Source organism: Vibrio sp. Vb1337, from assembly GCF_033338715.1.
Taxonomy (GTDB): domain Bacteria; phylum Pseudomonadota; class Gammaproteobacteria; order Enterobacterales; family Vibrionaceae; genus Vibrio; species Vibrio alginolyticus.
The window spans coordinates 1-1,125 of sequence record NZ_JAWOTD010000214.1 but is presented as its reverse complement, the minus strand read 5'-3'; the positions used below and the strand labels follow the sequence as shown (position 1 = coordinate 1,125).

The 1,125-nt window shown below is 46.0% G+C and carries 2 protein-coding genes; one reads left to right on the top strand and one right to left on the bottom strand.

Features of this window, described 5'->3' with window-relative positions; translation table 11 throughout:
- On the top strand, positions 1-287 hold a 287-nt coding region (locus R7E42_RS25125; RefSeq protein WP_318073258.1), incomplete at its 5' end, for a beta-eliminating lyase-related protein.
- A gap of 118 nt (positions 288-405) precedes the next feature.
- On the opposite strand, the gene R7E42_RS25120 is transcribed toward R7E42_RS25125, so the two are convergent.
- The gene (locus tag R7E42_RS25120) at positions 406-1,017 is read right to left on the bottom strand and encodes a DUF2913 family protein (RefSeq protein WP_318073257.1); all 612 of its coding nucleotides are present in this window, start codon (positions 1,015-1,017) and stop codon (positions 406-408) included.
- Positions 1,018-1,125 lie beyond the last annotated feature (108 nt).

The following is a 1,125-nucleotide window of genomic DNA, read 5'->3' as shown; positions in this document are numbered from 1 at the left end:
CACAAGCCCTGTGCAATGCGTTGTATCTGGAAGCTGGGATTCGAGCTGTTGAGATTGGCTCACTGTTGCTCGGACGTGACCCTGAAACGGGTGAACAGAAAGCCTCTGAGCTTGAGTTAATGCGCTTAACGATTCCACGTCGAGTCTATACTAACGACCACATGGACTATATCGCGGATGCGTTGATCGAGTTGAAGAACCGAGCTCATGAACTGAAAGGTTTGATGTTCGAATATGAGCCTCCGGTTTTACGTCACTTTACGGCTCGCTTCCGTGAAATTGATTAACCTGAAGTAGGTTTGACACCTAGATAACTAGGTATCTAGGTACTTAAGTAAAGGGCAAAAGGCCGCGAGTTACGCGGCCTTTTTTGATTTTGTCTGTTCAGTTCATTCCGAGCGGATATTACGCCAGCTCTAACGTGATGCGCACGAACTGTTCGTCTTGATATTGCACTTCATAATTGAATGTGCCACTGGCATAAATACTGCCAAGGAACAATGAGCGCTGACTCATTGGGCCACGGAAAAGCATCGAAATTGGTGCAATCATGGCGTTATTATCGTCGAAATGTTGGTTTAAGTTATTTGATAACACACACAGCAAACAGCCATGCTGGTCATGCGATAGGTCGACATCTTCAGGACGAGAAAGCAGTACCGTGGTACCGAGTTTTTTCTCAATTTCGTTAATTAGTAGCAGGTAGCTATCTAAGTGAGGTTGCGGATTACTTGGTTTGTTCGCGTCAACGCAGCGGTCAAGTAAGGCTTCAAGGTTGCCATTTTCCCCTTTCGCCTGTTGAGTCAGAGACTTTAACGGCTTTTTAATCAGTTTGTAGCGATTGCTTTTCAGTTTAGGCTTTAGCCATTTTTGCAGCAGATCATTACGCTCTGTTGTAGGGAGAGGGCGTGAAGACGCATGGATTTTGAAGTGCAGGTGCAATAAGGCGTGCACTGCAAGCTCGCTCAGAAGTTGGTTAGCATCTGCGGATTGTCTTGCCTGCTTAGAACTTTGCATTACACTCAAACGAAATTTAAGAAGAAGGATAATGGTGCCGAGAGAGGGACTCGAACCCTCACACCTAAGGCACTAGCACCTCATGCTAGCGTGTCTACCAATTTCACC

What these genes read in the sequence shown, in the direction of transcription:
- R7E42_RS25120 (WP_318073257.1), bottom strand. Translation starts at nt 1,017, where the DNA reads ATGCAAAGTTCTAAGCAGGCAAGACAATCCGCAGATGCTAACCAACTT.